Origin of the sequence: Rickettsia peacockii str. Rustic, assembly GCF_000021525.1 — a bacterium.
Lineage (GTDB): Bacteria > Pseudomonadota > Alphaproteobacteria > Rickettsiales > Rickettsiaceae > Rickettsia > Rickettsia rickettsii.
Genome location: NC_012730.1, coordinates 812,814 through 832,551, shown reverse-complemented (window position 1 = coordinate 832,551; position 19,738 = coordinate 812,814). Strand labels below are relative to the sequence as shown.

Below are 19,738 nucleotides of genomic sequence, written 5' to 3'. Positions count from 1 at the left end.
ATTTATCTCTTCATTTTATATTGCATGTGGAAATATAGTCCTCCATCAAACATAACTCTTAGCTGGAATCTTATAATATTTTCTCCTGGTTTTAAATAACGCTTTATATCAATCGGTAAATTTTTAGCTTGTAATGCTTGATCTTGGTCATTTCCATTGTTACAGTACCTTTTCTCATCTAGAGAATCAATGTTAGTAGGGAAGCTAAGTAACTTTGTGCCGTTGACATATATTAATGTGCAATCATCATACCATAAATCTTTTACTTCAAAATACTCAATATCGTCCATTATTGCATCTAAAGTTACTTTGAATTCTACAGTATGCAATATTGTATTGTCCGGTTTATTTGCTGCAGCTATAAGTGCTCCATCCTTTGGAAATGCCATAATGCTCCCATGTGGTACCGGTTTTTTGTTGAAGATATAGTCACCTATTTTAGTTACCGGATTATAAGGGGTCTCAAGTAATTGGTCTGATGGAAAGTCGTTATAACCAACTTTTATGGGGAATCCTTTAAATTTTCTACAGCCGACATTGTGGCCTAAAGGTTCAAACTCGACAACCTTTCTATCAAAATATGATAAACAATGGCGTTCTAAAGGTTTATTAGGATCAATAGGTATCCAATTCGTCGGGCATTTTCCTTTTGCAAGTTCTCCTATATCGCTTTCAGGCCATTCTGCATTACCGTGATTGTTACCGGAAGGAGCTTTCTCTGTGCTAGGAATTTTAGCACAAGTAGGTACTAATATAGGAGCACAAAGATTTAGCTCTTGCCAAGTTTTATCTCTTACATCCTCAGTCTCAGCGTTATATGTCGGCTCAGGAGGAGTATTGTTATCTCCTTTTGTATATGTCACTGTATAATATTTTGAAGGATCTACCGGTACTAATATTGGTCCTATGTTAGGTTTCGGCTCGATTCTATCTGTATAATCCCTACTTAAAACACATATTGGAGTATTAGCCTTATCGTTATTGGTATAGCATTTACTCGGAATCTTATTTATATTGCAAGTATAAATTGTAATACCTCTTCCTGGACCTGACACTGTTTCTTCTAGAGTACAGCGCGTTAGATCTATATCTTTTTTACATAAGCCAAGATTTGGATATTTAACGTTATATTTTTTTTTAAAATCTTTACAATTTATAGTATCGTTGTTGTTGAGTTTAGCAAGTACACAATTTGTTGAGTCATGATTGTAACCGGGTATAGGTGATCCATCAGGTAAAGTAGGACGCAGCATAGGGTTACAATGTTGGAAATTTTTCGGCATCAAGCAGGCATGCGTTCCACCTTGGATATATTTACCGTTTATATATTCTAAATATTTTAAATATACCGCACTTGAGTCAGGATTTCCATTACTATCATAAGGTGCTTTATCGTCTTTATATTTACCGTGAATAGTCAACTGATTTAGAGCATTCTCTCCTGAAAACGGCATAGCAATATATTTATCTTCCTTTGGATCTTTAGGTATAAACGCAACGGAAGAACTATACTTATAACCGGCAAGCATTACTATGCTTTCTGTGTCAGTGGGGTTGGGAGGTGGAGGTCCGGCGTATGCTAACGGCGTTACAAGAGTGCTTGTTTCATCTATGATATTGTCGCCTTCTCTTACTTGTACTGACGCAATGAATTGCGGTTTATAATAAGCATAGTTGGGATTGCTATTATTAGTACAGGTAATGCCGGCATATTGCTTTGCACATTCATAAGCAGCTAAGCTGTAAGAATGATTTACTCGCGGTACACAATCTATTAAATTACCGGACTCAAATAAGCAAATATTATTAGGATTTTGCTTATCGTCTTCGGTATTACTAATAGAGACATAAAGCTTTCTATCTTTACCGTTGTTGTCTTTTAAGATGACATCTGTCTTTATAGGCATTAAGCTAGTTGTATCTTGCTTTTGTACCTCAGGAAATTTTACGCTTACATCCTTAAATTCGCCGATATTAACTCCCCACACTTTTTGACAGGTAGTTGAATTAGAACTTGGACAGTCCGGTATATCGCTTATGTAGTAATCGCTGGGTGTTTCTACATTTCCAATTTTCTGCGAATATATTATTCTAAATCCCTCATTACAACCGTTAGCCGTAACACTACATGGCGTAGAAATTTCTGTATTAATACATGGAGTGTTGCCTGAAGTATTCTTACACGATTTAATTAAATCTTTAAAAGCCGTATTAGTATGAGTAATTTTTGCTGAAGAAAAATCTATATTACGTGGTTCTACACAAGTTTTGAGGTCAGAGCGAGAACTCGTGCAAAGCGGAACAAGATTGCTAAAGCTAACACGTATGGTATTATTAACAATATTGTTTTTAACATTAATATTAGATGGCACTACACAAGCCGGATTAGTAGAAGATTGGTCAAACTGGCCGCTTGCATCTTTTATGCTACATACATTATGAGCACTCGCATTAGTGGTAATATAATCTAAATTTGGACAATATGGTGGTGGAAAAGGCCCTAAAGGTAATTGTACACAACCAAAAGAATAGCTATCTACAGAACCGTTTAATGACCCAAGTGCTTCAATAATTTTTATTATTAAAGCAGGAAAAAAATTAAAAATCTCTCCTATTGCATTAAGTATTGATTGAAGTACTTTTATAAATTCTGAATTTTGATCTATCATACCAAGAAGCTGCCCTAATAAACTTGGTAAACTTACTCCTTTTATCGTTTCAACTAAAAATTTTAATACTTTTGCAATAGGGCTAAGTTCGTTAGTGTGATGAAGAGGTTGACGATTAGGATTCCAGTCCATCGGATCAAGATGTGCACCGGAATCTGAAACAAGGTTAACAAGTCCAGGATCGCTATAAGCACAAAGTTTAGGAGGTTTTAAAGTAATTATTTTTCCGTCTATACCGATTATCTTATTATCAGTTTCTGTATAACCGACTTTATTGAGATGTACTCCATCGGTATAACCTGGATCTGCAGGGGAAGGTGGGGCATTTATCCCGGGAGGTGGAGGCATATCCGGTACGGCAACTCTAGCACAGACTCTAGTTAGAGGTATACCGTAACCTGTAGGCCATAATACACATTCTCCATCCCAATTTAAAGTAGAGTTTTGGTGCCAACAAGCTATGGCATTACAGCTTTGAATTCTAATACGAATTTTTGGAGTAAAGTAACTACTATCAGGGGCTTCTTCTGCACATCTATTGAGTAAAAAACCGATCAATATACCTGGGTAATCAAATTTTAATAAACAAGTATCATTATTACGACCGTCGCTTTTATTCCAAGGAGGACATAATGTGCCTGGTTTAAAAGGTCCTCTTGGCTTTGCATTGATGCCTCCATCCTTATTCCAAATTTCCGTTCTCTCACTTTGACCGCAATTACATGGATCGCTAAGACAAGTGACTATATCATCCCAAATAGATGCATATACATTAAATGAGAAAAATGAAAATAAGAAAAATAGTAAATATTTTTTTAACACTTTGAGTATTCTTTATGCTCGTTGTTTTTATAGTTCATAATAAATTATTGTCATCCCACGAGCTTGTAGCGGGATCCAGTCCTTTTTAATTTTTTTTGGATCCCATAATAAATCACGGGATGACAGAGTGAAATATTAGTCCGTATTTAACTCATTATATAGGTAATTAACCCAATTATCCGGAGGACCTTGGTGTTGTTCAAGTATTTTTTTATAAATATCCATTTCCTCCTGTCTGCTTGATAAAATACGGACAACTCCTATTAAAGCGGCAATACTTAATTCAGAAGCTATCGATTCATTATCCTTACTAATTAAGAACATTCTTGCAGAAAGTATTAGCTGTGATAATTTTCGTATTTCCGGCTTGCTTAAACCTAAAATTTTATCTAAATCTTCTATTTTAACGTCAGACGGTAGAATAATTTTAGTATTAATTAAATCAAGCCAAGGTTTTATAGTATATTTTGGATATGACTTAAGATAAATAAAATTGAAATTACTGACGAAAATACCGTTATTTTGAGACAAATTATTATAGATTAAATTTATATTATCATAATAAATCTCAGGTCTGTAAAGTTGATCAAAATTATCGGCAGCAAATATTTTAGGTTTTGTGCCAACTAGACTTAAATGATAAGTAAAAGCATAAATTACTGCTGCACTAATACTTTGGTGTTTCTTTAAATTATTATTAAATTGTTCTAAAAATTTTCTCTCCGTCGGGTAAAATTGTTTAGAAAACGGCTCATCAGAAAGTTTATATAAATTTAACCCTATAACTTTCCCTTCTTCAATGTTAAGAGACGATCCGTCAAATAATCCGGAATATAATTGTTCTTCGGTAAAAACTTTAAGTTTATCAAGTATTTGTATTCCTCCTTCCTCCTTAAAATCTTCTAATTTTAAAATATTGGAAAAAATACGTTTTTCTTTTTCAATTGATAAAATTTTATTTTTTAATTTCTCTAGAAAGGATATCTCTATTTCGCTAAGAGGTGAAATATAATGACCACTGATTAATTTTAAAAATTCTAAAATGAATGCTTGTGATTTTTCTGTATCATCTACTAAAAATGGATTGATAATTTGTTTGTCCGGTTCTAACCATTTGCCTTCTATTGCCTCGATAAAAATTTTAGAATCATTATTATTAGAGATATAAATTATTGTTGGATCGTATTTAGTCGATTCTGATATTAAAAAGTTCAATAATACGGTTTTGCCGGTTTTCCCCGTACCAAAGATGCAAGTATTACCTTTATTCGTTTTATCATGAAAATTCATGAAATATGGAGTACCTTTCTCGGTTCGCAGTAAAGTTATAGCCTTACCCCAAGGATTATATTGATTACCGAGTGTAGTATTATGAAGAGCGGTAAGAGAAGCAATATGCTCTACGGATAATGGCGACATTCTACGTATAAAGGCAAAGTTAGCAGGTAATTGCGACCAAAATATTTGCTCAATATTAATATCTTCTTTTACATGAATAATACCAAGTTTAAAAAGTTCGGTTGATGCTTTAGCTACGGCTGCATCTAGTTTATTTTCATCTTCTTCTATAACGGCAATTGAAATTTGCTGATTACAAAATTGAAAATCTAAATTAGCTGCCTCAAGCTTATTAATCCCTTTGTGATTAAGTAAAGTTGAGTCGTTAGTAATTTTTAGAATATAATCTTGACCACGCAATTTGGATATTACTTGTTTTTTGCTAACAAAGTAAAATATTTCAGTTATTATTAATTCAATCGGTAACTGTAAAAATTTATCCAGTGTATTAGAAGGAGTTTCATGATATTCTTTTATAGATAGTAAAGAAACGAATTTATTATTTTTCTCATGATCCGTAACTACCATTTTATCGCTGCTAATTGTATAAATACTTCTACCTATTGCATCGGATAAATCTATTATAGGTACCAAACAATCATTATTATTAAGGTTAGCTATGCGATTATATAAAAATAAAGGATTAGAAAAAACATTATCATTTTCAAATATTATACCGAGTTTTTCAGCACCGAATTCGTTTAAATCATTTAAAATATTATTAGTGATATTGTCTAATTTTTGAAAAGCTGAATCTAAGTAGTTATTTTCAAAATCAGTAATTAATTTATTAGATAAAGAATTTATTAAAGAGTTAAAATTTGTGATGTTAACTTTAGCAGAATCATGTACTATAGATATATATAAAGTATTAACGAATTTATCATTCCAATGGTTTTTTCTTTGCCATAAGGTATGAATATTTGCCGGTAATAATTTTTTGTAAGGAGTTGAATCGTCTAAGTTTTGTTTTTCTCGTATTGTATGTAGCCAAAAAGCAAAATCATAATTGGTTATATTCTTTTTTATAGACACTCTAACCATTTCACGTAAATTTTGTATGTTATCGCTTATTTTCTCTGAGGTAATGCCGTGTATTTTGATAATTTGTAGTAATTTACCGTCTTTGGTAAGTAAAGTATTTTCATTATAATGACATGCTATAGGTATAAAATTAGGAGCATTATAATTATATATATCTTTGTCAAATTTTCGTAAACCACTAAACACAAATAACCTGAATTTAAATTATCGTTTTGTATACTAGTTCAACTTGAAAAATTGGCTACGTCGTCTTTGTAAGTCCTCGGATGCTCACGTATTAAGTATACGCTCCGCCCCTCGGCTTACAGACTCCTTGCTCTTTTCCAAGTTGAACTTCGTATAATAACTCTTCATTTCACAGGAGTATATACTAATGAACTTTGCCTGCGTGGATGCTAGAGGCGTCATTGCGAGCAGCCGTAGGTCTCTACTCGATGTCATTCCCGCGAAAGCGGGAATGACATAAGAGCCATGCAACAAAGCCAATTTAACAACAACTAGAAACTTTCTATTTAATAAACAATTATTCACTATAGGCAATGATTTTTTGTAATCCTCCCATGTAATTTATCAAGACATCCGGTATAGTTATTGATCCATCTTCATTCTGATAATTTTCAAGTATTGCAACCATAGTTCTTCCGATAGGTAATCCTGAAGCATTTAAAGTATGAACTAAGGTAGTTTCGTTACTGCCGAATTCTTTATATCTTGCTTTCATTCTACGTGCTTGAAAATCTCCACAATTAGAACAGCTAGCAATTTCGCGATATTGCTTTTGTCCCGGAAGCCATACTTCTATATCATAGGTTTTTTTTGCCGCAAATCCCATATCTCCGGTGCAAAGTAACATAACACGATAAGGAAGATTCAGTTTTTGTAAAATAGTCTCTGATGCATTAGTTATATATTCATGCTCATTTGTTGATTCTTCAGGGGTAGTAATAGATACTAGCTCAACTTTACCGAACTGATGTAATCTAATCATACCTCTTGTATCTCTACCGCTACTACCTGCTTCTGATCTAAAGCACGGGGTGTAAGCAACATAACGTATCGGTAATTTTTCTCTTGGTATAATAGTATCGGCGACCATATTTACTAAAGATACTTCTGCGGTTGGAATTAGTCTGTAACCATTGGTTGTTGCAAAAGACTCTTCGGCAAATTTAGGTAGTTGTCCTGCATTATACATAGCATTATCTCGAACTAATACCGGAGGTGATATCTCAAAGAAATCCCACTCTTTAGTATGAACATCAATCATAAAATTAATTAAAGCACGTTCTAGCTTTGCTAAATCACCTTTTAACGTTACAAATCTAGTTCCAGAAATTTTAGCAGTTTGTTCAAAATCCATTAAATTTAATTTTATACCTAGTTCAAAATGCTGTTTATTCAAAGCATTTGGATTTGTCTCTCCGTAAGTACGAACTAATTTATTCATACTTTCATCCATTCCGTAAGGTACTTCTTCGTCCGGAATATTAGGAAACATATTTAATAGTTCATTTAATTCGTTATTATTATTTAGATCATGTTCAAGTGCTTCCAACTTCTCATTTATATGTTTGACATCTCTTTGTAACCCTTCAAATTCTTCGCCGCTTTTAGAGGCCATATTACCTAAAATCTTTGATTTTACCTTACGTGCATGCTGAAATTCTTGAATTAAACTCGTAATTTTTCTTTTCTCTCTGTCGAGCATAGCAATTTTACTAGACATAGGTTCAATAAATCTTTGGCTAAGCTTTTCATCGAACAATTCTTTATTTTCTCTAATCCATTTGATATTTAACATTTAGTGTCCTCAGTTTTTCTATAAAATTACATATCATTATTGAAGTTTCATATAATAAAAGTAGCGGTATTGCAAGAGCAAACTGGCTTAAAATGTCAGGAGGCGTTAATATTCCTGCAATAATAAAGTTAATTACCACGGCAATGCATCTTTTTTGCTTAAGTGTTTGTACCTTAACTATTTTTAGTATATTTAATATCATTATTACAACTGGTAGTTGAAAGGCGACTCCAAAAGCAATAATTAAATGAATAACTAAATTTAGATACTCGCTAATTCTTGCTTCCAAAACTATCGGTACGATCATATCACGTTTTTCAAAACTAAGAAAAAAATTCCAAGCTTTCGGCATTACAAAGTAAAAAACAAAAATACTACCGCACCAAAATAAAATAGGCGACATAAAAAGAATAAAAGCGATAATTTTTTTTTCATGGCGGTGTAACCCGGGACTGATAAATAAATAACACTCCAAAGCAATTATAGGTATAATAATAGTAAAAGCAGTAAAAGCTGCAAGTTTAATATAGGTAAAAAATGCTTCTGTAAGCCCTGTATAAATTATATTTCGTACCGTATCACCGCTTAGCTTAGCAAGCGGTTTTAATAAAACACTATAAATATAGTCGCTAAAATAATAGCAAATAGCAAATATAATTATAAAAGCAGTAAATATTCTAAGAAGCCTTATTTTTAATTCTAATAAATGTTCTTGAAAACTATATAGTTTCATAAAAATTCTGACTCTTCATTTCGCAGAAATATATATATCAATATTATAAACTTTTTTTAATAATTGTCATATCTTTTTAGAAATATTCATAAAGCCTAGTTTCTTTCTATATATTTTATAAAATATCGGGATAAATAACATGCTAAACAGAGTATTACCTAAAAAGAATACAGGCCAAGTAAGATATTTTGCACAAATACCGCCAAGGCTAGCTAGAATAATACGGCTAAGCGAGCTAAAAGATGCAATAATAGAATATTGTGTGGCAACAAATTCACTATTGCAAAGGCTAGCAAAATAGATAGAGATAATAGTTCCTGCAAAGCCTGCACAAAAATTTTGTACTGTAACAGTTATTATAAATGTCTTTATATCATAGCCGATAGTAGCAAGAATCATAAACATAAGAGGTGACAATAATTGAATAACTCCACCAATTAAGACACTATGAAATATACCCATTTTTGCAGCTAAAACGCCGCTTAAAGCTCCTCCGACGATCATGATTAGTAACCCGTAAGCTTTGTAAATAACGGCAATTTCATGAGTAGTAAAACTTAAATCGAGCAATAAAGGCGAACTCATAGCCATAGGTATAGAATCCGCAGCCTTATATAAAAAGATAAACAATATAATTAGCAGTAAATATTGCTGTTCATTTTTTAAGGAGATAATACTTTTTTTAATAACTTCAAAATATTGTTGTAATCCTATTAAATGAGTAGTTGTATGGTGTATTTCTTTTGATTGTGGTTCTTTGATACATAAAATTACTATAGGTCCAATTAGAGTAATGAATAGAGCCGATTTATATACTGTATTCCAGCCGAAAATAATTGATGAATATAAAGTACCGACGCTGCCAAGTAACATACCTAAACGAAACCCTATGCTACTAAAGGTAAAAGCCATTGAAAGCTCTTCTTTAGATGTAGGTCTCTCAATTCTATATGCATCAAGTACAATATCTTGTGTAGAACTGCAGGATGAAATAATAAATAAGATAATTGCAGTAATATATAAGTTATTACAAGGGCTTATGTTTAAGAACCCCGTCATCGCTAGGATTAAAAATATTTGTGATACCAATGCCCAGCCACGCCTGTGACCGAATTTAGAACATAAAAAAGGTATAGAGTATTTATCTATAAAAGGTGACCATATGACCTTTAAGCAATACGGAAAGGCAGCTAGTGATATCGAACCTATTATATCAGTGGTGTATTTTGCTTCGGATAATTGATATGGAACTGTAAAAAAAATTAAATTGAACGTAAGACCGGAGATTAAGCCTAAAAGTAAAATACCGATTAAATATGTATGGTTATTTATGTCATTCTTGCATGAATTGATCTTCAACGTCATTGTGAGGAAAAACTGTAAGTTGCGACGAAGCAATCCAGTAAAAAATTCTGATTTACAGAATATTCTATTATTATTTCTGGATTGCCACCACGCTCCTTGCAGTTGTGGCTTTGTTGCATGGCTTGCTTCCACTTCTGTCATCCCGCAAGTTTTTAGCAGGCCCCAGTTAAAAATACTAATATTGTTAGTATTTTTAGTTGTTTTCTGGATACCGTGGTCAAGCCATGGTATGACACCGAACACGTTTTTTGAGCCATGCAACAACGCTTTCAGTCGCTCGCAATGACGATTAGGTACACACGCAATAATGCCTCGCAGGAATGACATAAAGGAATGATTAAAAATTTTGTACATGAAATCTAATAGCTTTAAATAGTTACTTAATATTTCATTTTTAGGGAGTAAGGAGCGACTTTGGAAAATATTTTACCGACTACCGGTATTTTAGTTACAATAGTGCTGATTAAGAAAAAGGAAGGAATAACATTTCCTTTAACCATAATTAATTGCTGCTTGGTATCAATATTACCTGTCATAGTAAAATCAAAGAACGGTCCATGTGCTTCCGTATCAAAAATTGTAATTATATTTCCTCTATAATTAAATTTACCGATCATATCTTCAAATAAAATATTTTTATTATTAGTTATTGAACTAAGAAAACCCGGCAACGAAACAAAGGAAACAAGCCGTGTTAAAAAAGGAGTATCGACTACCGTAAAATGTTTTATAGAAAATTTGCCGTCTAATATTGGCACTATTTCACCTTTTTTTACTTCATATCTTTTTGTATTTAAGTTGATGTTAATTTGACCGTTTTGCATAGTGGTATACATTCCAAGTCCCTTAAGCAATGCTCCGGCATTATCGGATTCAATGAACCATTGTTCAAAAGTTTCCTTAGCAGTAAGCGACATCTTAACTTTTTTATTATCAATATTAGCATTTAGAAAGCCGGAGAAACAACGCACTTTATCACATTTAATTGCTAAATCAAGATTACCTAGAATTATATTATTTTTTAAAAGTATTTTTGATATATTAGTTTTTAAATTAATATTACGTGTAGAATCTCCCGCTTTTTCTAAAAACTGCATCATATTAGCATTTGATAAATCTAATCTGTTTCCATAAAGTGTCGTATTAAGATTATGGTTATCTATAATTATGTTTCCTTTTAAATCCGTATGATTATGTTTAACAGAGGCTAGATTAATATTATAAATATTTTTCTTAATTAAGGCATTACCGTTAATTTTTAGATTATCCTGCCCTGAAAGGTTAAATACAATATTTCTATCGAAATTTTTATCATTTAATTTAGTATATAAATATAAATTGGCTTTTTTATATAATTTTTTATGAATAGATACTTTATCTATATAAAATTCTAAATTATTAAGATTAGAATTAACGGTAATAAAACTCTCATTATTATGCTGTTTTTTATACTCAAAATTTAAAACTGTGCTGCCTGAAATTAATTTAAATACTCCAAATCTTTGATTATTTGCCGCAATATTGCTTTTTATTTTAAGTAAACACTCATTATTTTTATCCGATATATCATGATCATAAGTAAAGTTGCTTGCATAATTATTAATGTTACCTTGACCGCTAATATTTAGTTTATTATCTTTAAAACTACCTTTGGCTTCACCGTTTTGTAATAGGATATTATTGTCTAAGGTGTTAAAAGAGATATTTGTTAATGTCGACAAAACATTATAGCTATTAGGGATATTGGGGCTAATAGGAATTATTAGCTCTATTATTGAATTTGCCGTTCCTTTGATTTTTTTAAGATCAATATTTTGAGCTTTAATATTTTGATATGCATCATTTGGAACAAAGGCAATTAAGTCATTAATTTCACCTTTAGCAGTAGCATTAAAAACAAATTGTGATTTATCCAGTCCTTCCCATTTGAAAGTCATAATACCGTCTGAAACGACACTTTTACCGCTATATGCTTCATTAATTAGAAATTTTATTTCCGGTCCTGAAATGATTATATTAGTATCAACTTTAGTCAAAGGTGGTAAATCTGTATGATATTTATATTCAAAATTCGAGATATGTAAATTTGCTTTTAAATTATCTTCTACTAAAATATTTTTTTTTAAAAATTTTTTATCTAATTTAATATTTAATTCTCCGTTTTGGATGTAACCTTGTTTTATATGTTCTCGTAAATATGAGATTATAGGATTATCCGGAATGATTTTTTCGACTGTTTGATAAATTATTAAAGGCATATTTGCGGCAGCTGCACTTGCATCGATATTTTTATTGGTTATTATACCGCTTAGTGATAAAAAAGCTTTGTTCCCAAAGGTGAGTTTGCAATTAACAGTCTTTGGATTATCTTTAGAATAGGTGGTTTTATATGAGCATAAAGCATTTCCTAGAGGTAAGTCTGCTCCTTGCTCATCAGTTAGGATATCACTTTTTATTGAAGTTAGTCGTATGTCGGTTAGGGAATTTTTTTTAATTATATTTAACGAATAATCACCGGTCGTTGAAGTATTTATAATCTCTTCATCGTTATTTGAAATTACGGAAATTTTATCGATATTAAAATTAGCCTCTATTAACGAATTAGAGAAGAAATTTTTGAAATTAAAGAAAAGATTAAAATCGTTAATTTCTCCTCTAGCATTATCTATAAGACTTAAGGAAATTTTATCTATGGATAATCGGTTTTCTTTAAATTCTAAATTATGTAGTACAGCCTTTATATCATTTTTACTTAAATAAAATTCAATTATTTTTTTCAAAGGTTCATTTAAGTGTCCTTTATTTGCACTATAAACAGTTAGAGTTATAGCCAAAGATAATGAAATCAGAATTATAAAAATACTAATAAAGGTTTTTTTAATAAAATTCATTTGAGCTTGTAAATCTATTGAAATATGATAAAAGCTTTATATTCTCGGATAGAACTGCAAAAATTGGCTACGTCATCTACAAGTACTCCGGTACTCACGTATTAAGTATACGCTCTGTTCCTCGTCTTGTGGACTCCTTGTACTTTTTGAAATTGAGCTTCGTCTATACTACTCTTCATTTATTTGAGGTATACACTTGGAATATAACGTATAATTTAAAAATTTAATATAAAAATCACAAAAAATTATGAATATTACATTTATCGGTAGCGGATATGTGGGATTAGTCTCAGGTATTATTATGGGCTATTTAGGTCATAATGTTACTTGTCTTGATAATGATGAGGTTAAAATATCCAAATTAAATAAGCAAATATTACCGATTTATGAAGCTAAACTTGATGAGTATCTTAAGCAAGCTTTAGAATCTGATAGGTTAAAATTTACAAATATTTATAATAATGAACTTCAAAATGCTGATGCAATATTTATTACGGTCGGTACACCTTCAAAAGGGTTGGGAGAAGCGGATTTAAAATATGTTTATGATGCTATTGATAAAGTTTTCGAGCATATAAATAAAGATTGTTTAATAGTCATAAAATCTACCGTTCCGCCGGGTAGTTGCAGTAATATTATAGCTTATTTAAAATCAAGAGGCTTTTCATTTAATGTTGCTTCTAATCCTGAGTTTTTAAGAGAGGGTAGTGCGGTAGAAGATTTTTTATATCCTGATCGTATAGTTATCGGTGTAAATAATAAAGAATCAGAGGAAATATTGCGAAAAATTTATGCACCTTTACAAGGTGCAAAGTTTGTGGTTACCGATTTAGTGACGAGCGAACTTATTAAATATGCTTCAAATAGTTTCTTAGCTACCAAAATTGCTTTTATTAATGAGATGGCTGATTTATGTGAAAAAATCGGCGGTAATATTAAAGATTTATCTAAAGGTGTAGGACTTGACCAAAGAATCGGTCAAAATTTTTTAAATGCAGGACCTGGTTTTGGCGGTTCGTGCTTTCCAAAAGATATTCTAGCATTAAATAATCTTGTAGAAAATCATCATATAGATTGTAGGATTCTTAAGGCAGTAATTAAAAGTAATAAGCAGCGTCCAAGTAATATGGTAGATAAAATAGCTACTTTGTTAGACGGAGATTTAAAAGGTAAAAATATAGCAATTTTAGGCTTAACATATAAAGCAGGAACAGATGATGTAAGAGCAAGCCCTGCCATCGCAATTGTAAAGATCTTATTAAATAAAGATGTATATGTTAAAGCATTTGATCCTATCGGTCTTGAAAATGCTAAAAAGAATTTGGAACATAAAAATTTGCTATATTTAGATTCAGCAGTTGACGCCTGTAAATCAGTAGATATTATAGTTATTGCAACTGAATGGTCAGAATTTAAAGAACTTAATTGGCAAGAAATTTATGATTTAGTAAAATCGCCGATAATCATTGATCTTAGAAATATACTAGATAATGAAGCAATGAAAAAAATCGGTTTTAGATATTATGCAGTCGGAAGTAAAATTTAGTCTTGTCGTTAAGGCTTCCGATGTTATTCCCGCGTAGGCGGGAATCCAGGGTAAAGCGAGATAAATATTCCCGCCTACGCAGGAATAACATAAAAAGTCTACGGGAATGACATAAGGAGTCATACAGTAAGACAATAAACTTTAACATTAATTTAAAATGCGACCTGAATTTATTCATTTAAGAACTCAAAGCTCTTATTCTTTTCTAGAAAGTGCATTAACGATTGAGAAGGTAGTAGAACTTGCTTCATCGAATAAAATGCCTGCTATTTGTTTGGCAGATAAGGGAAATTTATTCGGCTCATTAGAGTTTGCATTATGTGCAGTAAAAAAAGGACTGCAGCCGATACACGGAGTTATTCTAAATATAAAATACGATATAGATATTTTTGCTCAAATTTTGCTTATAGCTAAAGATGAAACTGGTTATAAAAATTTACTCAAACTATCAAGCCTTACTTTTACTAAAAATGATCGTAAGATATGCGATCACATTGATTTTGAAGATTTAATCGAATATCAAGAAGGATTAATAGGATTATGCTGTTATACCGACGGTATTGTCGGAAAATGCTTGCTAGCTCGCAACGAGGAGCAAGCGATGCTGTTTGCACGTAAATTACAGGAAATTTTAGGAGATCGTTTTTACTTTGAGATTATGAGACATGAGCTACCGGAAGAACAGTTTATTGAGGATAGTTATATTAGAATTGCTGCCGAGCTGGCTATTCCGCTTGTTGCTACTAATAAAGTTTTGTTTAGTGAGAAAAGCATGCATGATGCACATGATGTATTGTTATGTATATCAGCCGGTGTTACTAAAGAATATCTGGATCGAAAAACAGTTAGCGAAAATTGTTATTTTAGATCACCGCATGAGATGATAGAGCTTTTTTCCGATTTACCTAGTGCCATCCAAAATACCGTGAATTTAAGAGAGCGTTGTTATTTTGCCGCACATGCAAACCCGCCGATGCTGCCTAATTTTGCCACCAAAGATATTAGTGAAACGGATTTAATTAAAAAAGATGCAAAAGAAGGGTTGCTTGCAAGGCTTGCTACAAAGTTTAAATCTGAAAATATTGCGTTAGAGAATCAAGAAGCATTGAAAACCGAATATTTTGCTCGTCTTAATTATGAGCTGGATATTATCTGTAATATGAATTTTGCCGGTTATTTTTTGATTGTATCTGATTTTATTAAATGGAGTAAAAAAGAGGGTATTTTAGTCGGACCGGGTAGAGGATCGGGAGCAGGCTCGGTTGTTGCTTGGAGCTTGCTTATTACTGATCTCGATCCGATTAAATTTGGCTTATTATTTGAAAGATTTTTAAATCCTGAACGTATTTCAATGCCTGATTTTGATATTGATTTTTGTCAGGAAAGGCGTGAGGAAGTAATTAATTACGTACGTTCCAAATACGGTAATAATAGAGTAGGACAGATTATAACTTTCGGTAAGATGCAGGCAAAGGCTGTAATTAAGGATGTCGCTCGTGTGCTTAGCTTACCTTATAAATTCGCTGATTATCTAACGGAGCTTGTCCCTTTTAGTGCAGTTAATCCAGTTAGCTTAAAACAGGCACTGCATGAAGTTCCGGAGCTTGCAAATGCCGCTAAAGGTAATGGGCTGTATAATTTAGACGGTGAAGCGGAGTTAATTAAGTTAGTGATTGATACTTCGTTAATTCTTGAGGGGCTGCATAGGCATTCCTCAACTCATGCTGCAGGAATCGTAATAGCAGGTACTGATTTAGTCGATATAGTACCGGTATATAAAGATTCTAACTCCGATATGCTGGTAGTCGGTTATTCTATGAAATATTCCGAGATTGCCGGTTTAATTAAATTTGATTTTTTAGGGCTACAAACCCTAACGGTTATTACCGATTGTAAGAAACTGCTTAAAGAGCAAGGGATAGAAGTAGATTTTAACAATATGACGTTTGATGATAATAAGACTTATCAAATGTTGTGTAAAGGTAAAGGAGTCGGCGTTTTCCAATTTGAAAGTATCGGGATGAAAGATGCACTTAGACGCCTTAAACCTGATTCTATACATGATTTGATAGCTCTTGGTGCGTTATACCGTCCTGGTCCTATGGAAAATATTCCTACCTATATAGCTTGTAAGCATAAATTACAACAGCCTGATTATTTACATGAGCTATTGAAACCAATCTTAGAAGAAACTTACGGAGTGGTGATATATCAGGAGCAGGTACAAAGAATTGCTCAGGTTCTTGCAGGTTATACGCTAGGAGCTGCCGATTTACTTCGGAGAGCAATGGGTAAGAAGATAAAAAAAGAAATGGAGGAGCAGGAAGAAATTTTTGTTAAAGGAGCAATTGCTAATAATATTTCGGAATCTCAAGCTAAATCCATTTTTGCGACCGTGGCTAAATTTGCCGGATATGGTTTTAATAAGGCACATGCTGCGTCTTACGGTGTTATTTCATACCAAACTGCATATCTTAAAGCTAATTATCCTGCTGAATTTTTAGTAGCATGCTTAAATCTTGAATTGAATAATCACGATAAAATTAATTTCTTTTTACAAGAAGCAAAAGATAACGGCATAAAAATTATTGCACCTAATATTAATATTTCTGAAGGGTATTTTAGTGTAAAGTTTTCGGACACTGTCATCCCGCATAGCGTAAAGCCTGTCATACCGCGACTTGATCGTGGTATCCAGGAAATTTCAAAAGATACCGTGGTCAAGCCACGGTATGACATCGCGGGTGCAATAATCTTCGCCTTAGGTGCTATTAAGGGAGTTACGCCGAATTTCGGTAAGTTAGTAACGGATGAGCGAAAAGCAAGAGGGGCGTTTAAATCAATTACTGATTTTATTGAAAGATTACCCCCAAAATCTATTAACAGTAAATTATTGGAAAATTTAATCAAGTCAGGCTGTTTTGATGAGCTGCATGATAATCGATTGCAATTATTGTCAAGTATTCCAAAATTGCTTTCTTATTCAACTGCATATCACGAAGAGCAGGAATCTAATCAATTTAGCTTAATTAAAGTTTCTAGTTTAAGTCCAACTATTTTAGTATCAAGCGATTATGCCGATAAAAATACTTTAGCCTTTTATGAATTTGAGGCTATGGGTTTATTTATCTCTAATCATCCTCTTACGGAATATCAAGAAATATTTAGTCGTTTAAATATTTTAAATACTGCGGATTTGCATAATAACTTACCTGATGGTACTAACCGAGTAAATCTTGCCGGTGTAATACAAAAAAAGGATTCTCGTATGTCGGCAAGAGGTAGGTTTGTGACGCTCGTGCTTTCCGATCCTGAGAATATCTTTGAACTTAGTATTTTTAGTGAGGAAGTTTTAAAAGATTATGTACATTTACTTGATGTTAAAAGTTTGGTAGTTGTTAATTGTGACATAGTTAAAGATGAGGGAGGAATAAAACTAACGGCAAAAAGCTTTTCATCAATTGAGGATGCAATTAATAATAAACAATTTGAACTACAGTTTTATCCACAAAATCATGAAGAATTACGGCAGATAGTAACCTTGCTTGCAGCTCGTATAAATAATGAAGATCAGAGTAATGCTAAAGCTACAATCTATTTACAAAGCGCAGATGTAAAGAATTTTGTAGCAAAAATTACATTACCTGAAAAATTCTTGCTCCAAGGGCAAGATTTTGAGATTTTAAAAGGATATAGTAAATAGCGTAGTTGTTGAGTGGTTCGGTTTTCCACTGTCATTCCCGCAAGGCATTGTTGTGTGGATATCGGGTCATCATTGTGAGCAGCCATAGGCTGCGTGGCAATCTCATGAAATAATAACAAACTTGAGATTGCGGACGTACAATTACTTCGTAATTTTCCTCGCAATGACGAAAAAACCGAGCCATGCAACAAAGCCAATGCCTCGCAGGAATGACATCGAAACCTTGAGTCAACTTTTTATAGGCAATACCTGAATTGACAGTAAAATGAATCTATAATTGATATAATTGAGTAATATTCTTTGATGTTTTTTTACCGCTAAATACTGCATTATTTGTAGAAGTCAAGATTTGATCTTACAGACACTATAAATTTTGCACCTGATTGTCAGTTAAATTTTGACTGTCAGAGACGTATTCAAGATACAAGATTTCATTATTCTTTTCAACAGCTAATTTTCTACTATCCTTAAAAGTTTGCATAGGAGTTTTTCCATAACAATATTTTCCTGAATGTGGTCGCTCATTATTGAAATGCTCTAACCAAATATCAAGATCTAATTGTAAATCATCAAGATCTGTATAAATCTTTTTCCGCATAGCTGTATCAAAGAATTCTTGTTTCATGGTTTTATTAAAACGCTCACACATACCATTTGTTTGGGGAGAATATGTCTTAGTTGTAGTATGCTCTATACCTTCGATACTTAGAAACAACTCAAAAGCATGATGCTCTATATTCCCCTTATATTCTGACCCACGATCTGTAAGAATACGAAGTATTGGTATCCCTTGGGTCTCGTACCATGGTAACACGCGGTCATTAAGCATATCAGCAGCAGTTAAAGCTGTTTTATCAGTATATAGTTTAGCATCAGCTACCCTAGTATAGCTATCAATAAATACCTGAGAATAAACCTTACCTATACCTTTGAAATTACCTACATAATACGTATCCTGACATCCTAGATAACCTGGATGCTGCGTCTCAGTTTCTCCATGAGCTTCTCTTTCATTACGACGCTCCTCTAGCACTTGTAATTGAGATTCAGTAAGAACAATACCATCCTGAGCCATCTTTGCTTCTAATGCTTAAAGCCTTTTACTGATATTGTTTAAATCATTACGTAACCAAATTGATCGCACTCCTCCAGGCGATACAAGTATACCGCTCTTCTTAAGCTCATTTGATACTCTTAGCTGACCATATGCTGGATATTCTATTGCCATATCCATTACTGCTTTCTCTATCGCTGGATCAACTCTATTCGCTATTATTGGCTTTCTTCGACTAATTTCATATAATGCCTCTTCGCCACCAGTTTCATACAGTGCTTTAAATCTGTAATAACTATCTCTACTATAGCCCATCGCTTTACATGCTGATGATATGCTACCAAGACTCTTAGCTAGTTCTAGTAACCCTATTTTTGGCTTTATTATTTTTTGATTTAAGTTCATTTTTCATCTCCATTTAATAATTAATTTATTTTACTAAATATAAGATATAATCTCAACTATTACACATAATATACAGACAATAGGTGCTAAATCTCCTGAAAAAGCTAAAAAAATTATAAATGAAACTTTAATAAGTTTTATTGTTTTGATGCCTTACCTTGGAATTTCATCATTAGAAAAACACTTTTATCGCTTATGTTTTAATATTACACATAAAAATAGATTAGTGGAAAATACATTATTAACTAGTAATCTTAAGTATAACTTTTGGAGTTATTTTAAACACAACACTGAAGCTATAAATATAATTTAGCATACTACTTGATTATTTATAGAATAGATTATTTTGGTAGTAATTGGAATACTT

Annotated in this window: 9 protein-coding genes and 1 pseudogene; 2 read left to right on the top strand and 8 right to left on the bottom strand. The window is 32.4% G+C overall.

Annotation, left to right across the window (positions count from 1 at the left end):
* Positions 1–2 precede the first annotated feature (2 nt).
* The 7 genes from RPR_RS04925 to RPR_RS04890 form a co-directional block, all read right to left on the bottom strand.
* Entirely contained in the window at positions 3–3,491 is a 3,489-nt protein-coding gene (locus RPR_RS04925; RefSeq protein ID WP_012736823.1) for a hypothetical protein, read from the bottom strand.
* 135 nt (positions 3,492–3,626) lie between these two features.
* Complete coding sequence (locus tag RPR_RS04920) at positions 3,627–6,059, bottom strand: VirB4 family type IV secretion/conjugal transfer ATPase (protein WP_012736822.1); 2,433 nt, start codon at positions 6,057–6,059, stop codon at positions 3,627–3,629.
* A gap of 84 nt (positions 6,060–6,143) precedes the next feature.
* A complete protein-coding gene (locus RPR_RS09750; protein ID WP_014411077.1) occupies positions 6,144–6,359 on the bottom strand; it encodes a palindromic element RPE5 domain-containing protein in 216 nt (71 codons plus the stop codon).
* Positions 6,360–6,396: 37 nt separating this feature from the next.
* On the bottom strand, positions 6,397–7,674 hold the full coding sequence (gene serS / locus RPR_RS04905) for a serine--tRNA ligase (RefSeq protein WP_012736821.1): 1,278 nt from the start codon (positions 7,672–7,674) through the stop codon (positions 6,397–6,399).
* Complete coding sequence (tatC, locus tag RPR_RS04900; RefSeq protein ID WP_012736820.1) at positions 7,652–8,407, bottom strand: twin-arginine translocase subunit TatC; 756 nt, start codon at positions 8,405–8,407, stop codon at positions 7,652–7,654. Before tatC ends, serS begins: the two co-directional genes overlap by 23 nt.
* Positions 8,408–8,473: 66 nt before the next feature.
* Positions 8,474–10,126, bottom strand: a complete 1,653-nt coding sequence (locus RPR_RS04895) for an MFS transporter (RefSeq protein WP_228368808.1) — start codon at positions 10,124–10,126, stop codon at positions 8,474–8,476.
* Between the two features lie 26 nt (positions 10,127–10,152).
* Positions 10,153–12,663: a DUF3971 domain-containing protein gene (locus RPR_RS04890; RefSeq protein ID WP_012736818.1), complete on the bottom strand. Its 2,511-nt coding sequence runs from the start codon at positions 12,661–12,663 to the stop codon at positions 10,153–10,155.
* 247 nt (positions 12,664–12,910) lie between these two features.
* Here RPR_RS04890 and RPR_RS04880 point away from each other — a divergent pair, with 247 nt between their 5' ends.
* Positions 12,911–14,209 (top strand): UDP-glucose dehydrogenase family protein, encoded by a 1,299-nt coding sequence (locus RPR_RS04880; RefSeq protein ID WP_012736817.1) that lies wholly within the window; start codon positions 12,911–12,913, stop codon positions 14,207–14,209.
* Between the two features lie 157 nt (positions 14,210–14,366).
* Positions 14,367–17,912 carry a DNA polymerase III subunit alpha gene (gene dnaE, locus RPR_RS04875; protein WP_012736816.1) on the top strand — a complete coding sequence of 1,182 codons (3,546 nt, stop codon included), beginning with the start codon at positions 14,367–14,369 and terminating at the stop codon, positions 17,910–17,912.
* A gap of 364 nt (positions 17,913–18,276) precedes the next feature.
* On the opposite strand, the pseudogene RPR_RS04865 reads toward dnaE, so the two are convergent.
* Positions 18,277–19,371 (bottom strand): annotated as a pseudogene (locus RPR_RS04865) (IS481-like element ISRpe1 family transposase).
* Positions 19,372–19,738 lie beyond the last annotated feature (367 nt).